The organism is Emticicia sp., assembly GCF_049241225.1.
GTDB lineage: Bacteria > Bacteroidota > Bacteroidia > Cytophagales > Spirosomataceae > Emticicia.
On sequence record NZ_JBMLRC010000087.1, the window covers coordinates 9,792 to 16,056 of the forward strand.

Consider the following 6,265-nt stretch of genomic DNA (forward strand, 5'->3'; position numbering starts at 1 on the left):
GGAGTTTCGCACGGAAAAGAACTAAGTTTGTTGTCGGGGCTTTTGCCTCCAAAAACAATCGCTACAACGGTTGCTGATGGCTCTAAACTCAGAGATTTACCGCACGAATTGAAAGGATTCTATGATTATGACGATGCCCTTGCCTACTCGAAAGAAGTTGGTAAACCACTTTTTATAGATTTTACGGGCTATGCTTGTGCAAATTGCCGTAAAATGGAAGAAAATGTTTGGCCAAAACCCGAAGTGTTAGAGAAACTCAAAAACGATTTCGTGATAGCATCTCTGTACGTTGATGATAAAAAAGAACTTCCAAAAGAAAAACAATATACATCGAAATACGATGATGAATTGAAAGTAACAGTAGGGGATAAGAATATGGATTTGGAAATTGTAAAATATAACAACAATGCCCAACCGTACTACGTTATCGAAGATTCTAACGGAAAATTGATTGTGAAACAGCCAATTGGCTATACTTCAAAAGAAGAATTTTTGAAGTTTCTGGACGAAGGAATCAGCAATTATAAAAAGCCTTGATTTCTTCATAAAAAGAGAAAAGCCTCAGTATTTTCAATAAATGCTGAGGCTTTTTTATGTTTTATTAGATATTTTTCCAATTAAATTATTGAGGAGTAATAACTGGTTTTAGTCCGTAGGACTTTCATATTGGTAGAAACAATCATTGGGTCAACTATCAGAATGCCGTAGGTATTCAACAAATAGGCGGTTTAGTTGAATACCTACGGCATTCTAATTATACTTTTTTGATTTTATGCTACCAATATGAAAGTCCTGCGGACTGTAGATTTGAATAATTGTTATCTATTAAACAAATGTTCGATTTCGAGTTCAGTAAAGCGGGCTTTTTTTGCAGTGGCTTGTCGGAGCAAGTTGAGGTACTGAAATTTTGGAATTTCGATAGCACCAAAACGCCTTACATTATCGTTAATGAATTGAGTATCAAGTAATTCGAATCCTTGTTGGCGAAGCGTTTGAATCAAATAATGAAAAGCCACTTTCGAGGCATTGGGTTGGGTGTAAAACATTGATTCACCAAAAAATGCCGCTCCAATAGAAACGCCATAAAGCCCTCCAACGAGTTTGTTATCTAAATAAGCCTCTACACTATGAGCCAGCCCCATGCCATTTAGGCCAGTATAAGCATCAATGATTTCTTCCGAAATCCAAGTATCGTCCGAATCACTTCGAGCAACGGCACAGCCACGCATGACCCCCTCAAAATTATGATTAAAGCGAATCTCAAAATAGTTTTTGTTGAGTACAGGACGAAGCGATTTTGGTGGTTTGTAGGTATCAATTGGAATGATAGCACGAGGGTCGGGCGAATACCAATAAAGCGTCCCGTCCGAATCTGCCATCGGGAAAATACCATTTATATAGCCATAAATTAAGTCGTCAGGCGTAAGTTTTGTCATTAAATAGTTGTAGCTATATGCTAAGTAGTCCACGGTCAATAGTCGACAAGTCAACAGTAATGTAAAGCATTCATTATTGCCGTTTTACAAAAAGTAAGATTGTCGCTTATTTTCAACCATCTATTTAACAAAATTAAAGAAAAAAATAAAAAAAACTAATTTTGACACAACTGTTTTCTGAAATTAAAGAAATTTCTGTTGACAGTTGACCGTTGTCGGTTGACTAAAACTTAGTTCTTCTTAATTTTTGGAGATTCAAAAGTGATTTTTCCCTTCTCGTCGTATTCATAAACGATGTATGATTCAAACTGAGAATCGTAGCAATCTTTCCCGTACTGAGTTTCTTTCTTTCGGCGATTACCCGTTGGGTAATATTCAATCCAACGACCAACTTTTACGCTATCGTCCATCATGCCTTGCTCGGCCAATGTTCCACTTTCATTAAATGTTAGGTATTCGCCTGTTACTTTTCCGTAGAGTTTTGGTTTTACTTCTTTGATTTTTGTTTTGCTTTCGTCGTAGTAACTTATTTCAGAATCTTGGTAGAAACCTCGTTCGTAGTATTCCTTATTCAGCAAATTGTAATTTTTATCGTATAATTCCCAACGCCCATCTTTTGCTCCGAGATAATACCAGCCTTCTTCAACCACCAAATCGCCCAAATATTTTTTATATGGCCCGTGCATTAAATCATTCGTGGCTCTGTCACGACCGATACCTTCCACGATTCTGTTGGCTTTGCGGTCGTACCAGAATAAGTGCCTATTATACGGATTTGGTTGCGTAAATTCTTTGAGCGTATAAAACTCTAAAAAGGTCAGATTATTTCCTGTTCCCTGTCTGATTAATTGTTTTTCAACTTTAATTCCTTCGTAATCTCGGCCATTAAATTCTTTTTTCAAGCCTTTAATTTCCTTTTTTACATCTTTTATGGTCTTTTTGAGCTTTAAACCTAAATCAGGTAAAGTTTCGGTCGCAAACTTTTTAGCATCATCAACACTCGAAATATTGTTTCCTCCGGGCAAGGATGCTGAAGCCTTTGGTGTGGTTACACCAACGGGAAGTCTGTCAAGTTTTTCTTTAATCGTTTCTTTTTTATAACCTTTATCTCCTTTACGCTTTGCTTTTGGTACGGCATCACTTGTTTGGGCATCGGCCATTGAAAATGATAGCAGAACAAAAGATGAAATTGAAGCAAATTGGTATATTTTGTGGTAAAGTTTCATTTTCGATAATAATGATGGTAATTTTGCACTCTATTTACAACGGAAAATTTGAAAAAAAATTGAATTCGGGCTTATTTTCTCTCAACTCCGAATGTACTAAATTGATATAAAGATAATGAAAGAGTGGTTTGCAGAATGGTTTGATACTTCTTTTTATCATCAACTTTATAAAAGCCGAAGCTACGAAGAAGCTCAAATGCTCATTGATAATCTCGAAAAAAAGCTTGGTTTTGCACCAAACAATACTTTTCTCGACCTTGCCTGCGGAAAAGGCCGTCACGCTATTTACCTAAATTCAAAGGGCTACGATGTAACTGGGATTGATTTATCTCGAAATAATATCGAAGCAGCCAATCAATCAGCCAGCCAGAATTTGCACTTTTTTGTGCATGATATGCGTGAGACTTTTCGCCCAGACTCTTTCGATTTTGTGCTAAATTTATTTACAAGTTTTGGATATTTTGAAGAAAACTACGACAATTTTCGAGCCATAAAAGCGGTTGCCGAAAATTTAAAATCGGGCGGAACACTTGTGCTTGATTATATGAATAGTGCGAAAGCCGTAAAAAATTTAACAAAATACTACGAAAAAGAAGTTGATGGCATAAAATTCGTCATTACAAAGAAAATCGAATACGGTTTCATTGTAAAAAATATTGATTTCGATTACGAAAACGAACATTACCATTTTGAAGAAAGAGTCAAGATTTTGACTTGCGAAGATTTTAGGTATTATTTCCGGAGAGCAGAGTTGACTTGCAAAGAAATCTACGGAAGTTATGACCTACAACTTTTCGACGTAGCAGAATCTGACCGAATGATTTTTGTAGTTCAGAAAGTACCCGCAATTATGAATTAAGTAGTCCCCATGGTCAATAGTCCATAAGTCCACAGATATTTACTTAATTGATATTTAGTCACCTGTGCCATTGTCTGTGTCCTCACAGACAATATTGTTTTATCTCGCCCGAATCTCGACATTTTTCGAGTAATTCAAGATTTGTCTGATTCAACTTCGGGTGAATAAACGCTGGAGCGATTTCGCAAAGTGGCACCAAAACAAATTTTCGTTCTTGAATAAATGGGTGTGGAACTACAAGGGTTTCGGTGGAAATTATCTCGTTGTTGTAATATAAAATATCAATATCAATGCTGCGTTCGCCCCACCTGATTTCACGAATTCGCCCCATGTCTTTTTCAATGTTCAGTACTAAATGAAGCACTGCACTTGGTGAAAAACTGGTTTCAACTTCAATAACTTGGTTCAAAAAAGCATTTTGTTCGGTAATTCCCCACGCAGCGGTTTCATAAATACTTGATTTCGAGCGAATTTTACCAACTTTTTCTTCAATCAACTTTTGTGCAGTCGAGAGGTTTTCTTCTCGATTTCCTAAATTAGAACCTAAGCCAAGAAAAATTTGATGGAGTTTCAAGCAATTGATAAATTAAAGGTTTGAACGGCTTCGGCAATTTCGGAAAGTAAAGCGGGGTTTTTCTCGAAAGCATTGCCAATCACAATAATATCTGCCCCTGCTTCGAGAGCGGCGGTAGCTTTTTCGGGCGAATTTATTCCTCCTCCAACAATTAGCGGTAAGCTCACGTTTTTGCTTACTTTCTCAATCATTTTTGGCGAAACAGGATACATCGCTCCGCTTCCGCCGTCCAAATATATCAGTTTGTGACCAAGCATTTCGCCTGCTATTGCTGTACAAACCGCAATATCGGCTTTGTCGTGCGGAATCGGAGTAGTATTACTGATATAAGAAACCGTAGTTTGTCGACCGCTATCAATGAGCATATAACCCGTTGATAAAATCTCTAACCCGCTTTGTTTGAGTAAGGGTGCTGCAATAACGTGCTGACCAATCAGATAATCGGGATTTCGTCCAGAAATCAATGACAGTAAAAGAATTGCGTCGGCCGTTGGCTCAATGTGTAGGCTATTTCCTGGAAAAATAATGACAGGAATATTGGTTTTCTGGCGAATGACGGCAATCATTTCGCCCATGATGTTTTTTGTAATCAAGCTACCGCCAACCAAGAAATAATCTACTCGGTTTTCGGTACAAGCATATAAAAAAGTCTCGAAAGAATTTAACTCAACTTTATCGGGGTCGAGTAAAACAGCCAAAGATTTTTTTTGTAATTGCTTGTTAGTTAGTATTTTATCAAGAATCTGTCTCGACATTTTCGGTGGCGTCGGTGGTAAGGTTTTCTATAATTTCCAAAAGTTTATTTTTTGCAATAGTCAGCAAAACCGACGTTGCAACACCTTTCAGAGCAGCCCATACGAAAGAATCTTCGTCGTTGTCTTCGTCTTCCCGTACGATTGGCTTAGGGTCAAGCGAAATTTTTTGTTTAGCCGAAGGTAAAAGTAATTCTGTGAGAGCGTAGGCCGTTAGAACTACCCCTCCGATAACCAAAGCATTCTTCCCCACTTTCTTCAAATCTCCGATTTGCGTTTCGATGGCCTCCAGATATTTATTGGCCGACTCCTGCAAAAATTCTTTACGTTCCTCACGACTTGCTGTTTTGGGCGGAACCACAGGAATATTGATGATGCTTTCGTTTGATTTTTTCACTTTAAGCTGATTTTTGCTCAAAAGTATTGAAAAATGACCAAAAAAGAAAAGTGAATCGTTGATTTGTGACTTTGTGCTAGCAAAAGCAATATTATTTACTGATAAAATGTTAGTTTTGATTGATGAACTTTGCAGGAATGTCCAATTTGGACGTTCCTACGGGTGAAATTTTGGCATAAAAAATAATTGTTTAAAATGAAACTCCACTACTTGGCTTTATTGATTGGCTTTTTTCGCGTTTCGTTTAGTGTTTCGGGGCAAACTGATTTGCAGCGAGCCTTTCGAGAATGTGGCATTAAAGGCAGTACAACAATCTATGATTATAAAAATAAGAAGTGGATTTATTCAGACTCTATCGATGCTCAAAAACTAAGTTTGCCCGCTTCGACCTTCAAAATCATAAATTTATTGATTGCCTTAGAAACAAAAGTAATCAGAGACGAAAACGAGGTTGTGAAGTGGGTAGGAAAGACCGATACGACGCTTTATGGCTATCGCCCAGAGATTTATAAAGATATGACCGTGCGGGAAGCATTTGAAGTATCGGCTGGCTGGGCGTTTATCGAATTGGCGAAGAAAATAGGTCGAAAAAATTATACAAAGTATCTGAAAGCCTGTCGTTATGGTAATGTAGATTTATCGGAGAAAGGTGCTGATTTTTGGAATTTTGGACGTTTTGGAATTTCTCCGCAAAATCAAGTTGCGTTTTTGAAGGCTGTTTATGAAGAAAAACTGCCTTTTTCTAAGCGAAATTACGAGATTTTGAAAAAAGTAATGCTTGCAGAGAAAACCAACGAATACACAATCAGAGCCAAAACTGGTTGGACTCGTGATGGTGGTATTGATTCGGGTTGGTGGGTTGGATATGTGGAAAGTCGAGAAAATACTTATTTCTTTGCCACTCGAATTTCAAAAAAACGTTCAGAACCGAATCCAAATTTTGGTCAATGCCGAAAAACAATCACCAAAACGATTTTGAAACAAATCAAAGCTATTTGAGTTGGTTATTGATTAATTTGTT

Annotated in this window: 8 protein-coding genes; 3 read left to right on the forward strand and 5 right to left on the reverse strand. The window is 37.4% G+C overall.

The window, feature by feature from the left end; translation table 11 throughout:
* The coding region (locus ACOVO2_RS05300; protein WP_421768962.1) for a thioredoxin fold domain-containing protein at positions 1–537 on the forward strand (537 nt) is incomplete at its 5' end.
* Between the two features lie 281 nt (positions 538–818).
* On the opposite strand, the gene aat is transcribed toward ACOVO2_RS05300, so the two are convergent.
* Positions 819–1,436 carry a leucyl/phenylalanyl-tRNA--protein transferase gene (aat, locus tag ACOVO2_RS05305; RefSeq protein ID WP_421768963.1) on the reverse strand — a complete coding sequence of 206 codons (618 nt, stop codon included), beginning with the start codon at positions 1,434–1,436 and terminating at the stop codon, positions 819–821.
* Positions 1,437–1,666: 230 nt separating this feature from the next.
* Entirely contained in the window at positions 1,667–2,662 is a 996-nt protein-coding gene (locus ACOVO2_RS05310; RefSeq protein ID WP_421768964.1) for a toxin-antitoxin system YwqK family antitoxin, read from the reverse strand.
* A gap of 115 nt (positions 2,663–2,777) precedes the next feature.
* On the opposite strand from ACOVO2_RS05310, the gene ACOVO2_RS05315 reads away from it, so the two are divergent.
* On the forward strand, positions 2,778–3,521 hold the full coding sequence (locus ACOVO2_RS05315) for an SAM-dependent methyltransferase (protein ID WP_421768965.1): 744 nt from the start codon (positions 2,778–2,780) through the stop codon (positions 3,519–3,521).
* An 82-nt stretch (positions 3,522–3,603) separates the two neighbouring features.
* On the opposite strand, the gene folK is transcribed toward ACOVO2_RS05315, so the two are convergent.
* From folK to ACOVO2_RS05330, 3 genes are read right to left on the reverse strand one after another with little or no spacing between them, the layout of a single operon-like run.
* Entirely contained in the window at positions 3,604–4,095 is a 492-nt protein-coding gene (folK, locus tag ACOVO2_RS05320; RefSeq protein WP_421768966.1) for a 2-amino-4-hydroxy-6-hydroxymethyldihydropteridine diphosphokinase, read from the reverse strand.
* On the reverse strand, positions 4,092–4,850 hold the full coding sequence (locus tag ACOVO2_RS05325; protein ID WP_421768967.1) for a geranylgeranylglyceryl/heptaprenylglyceryl phosphate synthase: 759 nt from the start codon (positions 4,848–4,850) through the stop codon (positions 4,092–4,094). Before ACOVO2_RS05325 ends, folK begins: the two co-directional genes overlap by 4 nt.
* On the reverse strand, positions 4,831–5,244 hold the full coding sequence (locus ACOVO2_RS05330) for a hypothetical protein (protein WP_421768968.1): 414 nt from the start codon (positions 5,242–5,244) through the stop codon (positions 4,831–4,833). The genes ACOVO2_RS05325 and ACOVO2_RS05330 overlap by 20 nt, the downstream gene beginning before the upstream one ends.
* A 195-nt stretch (positions 5,245–5,439) precedes the next feature.
* On the opposite strand from ACOVO2_RS05330, the gene ACOVO2_RS05335 reads away from it, so the two are divergent.
* Positions 5,440–6,243: a penicillin-binding transpeptidase domain-containing protein gene (locus tag ACOVO2_RS05335; RefSeq protein WP_421768969.1), complete on the forward strand. Its 804-nt coding sequence runs from the start codon at positions 5,440–5,442 to the stop codon at positions 6,241–6,243.
* Positions 6,244–6,265 lie beyond the last annotated feature (22 nt).

Excerpts from the sequence above, each read along its gene's own strand:
- ACOVO2_RS05310 (WP_421768964.1), bottom strand. The coding sequence starts at position 2,662 with ATGAAACTTTACCACAAAATATACCAATTTGCTTCAATTTCATCTTTT.
- ACOVO2_RS05335 (WP_421768969.1), top strand. The coding sequence starts at position 5,440 with ATGAAACTCCACTACTTGGCTTTATTGATTGGCTTTTTTCGCGTTTCG.
- ACOVO2_RS05325 (WP_421768967.1), bottom strand. The coding sequence starts at position 4,850 with ATGTCGAGACAGATTCTTGATAAAATACTAACTAACAAGCAATTACAA.
- ACOVO2_RS05315 (WP_421768965.1), top strand. The coding sequence starts at position 2,778 with ATGAAAGAGTGGTTTGCAGAATGGTTTGATACTTCTTTTTATCATCAA.
- aat (WP_421768963.1), bottom strand. The coding sequence starts at position 1,436 with ATGACAAAACTTACGCCTGACGACTTAATTTATGGCTATATAAATGGT.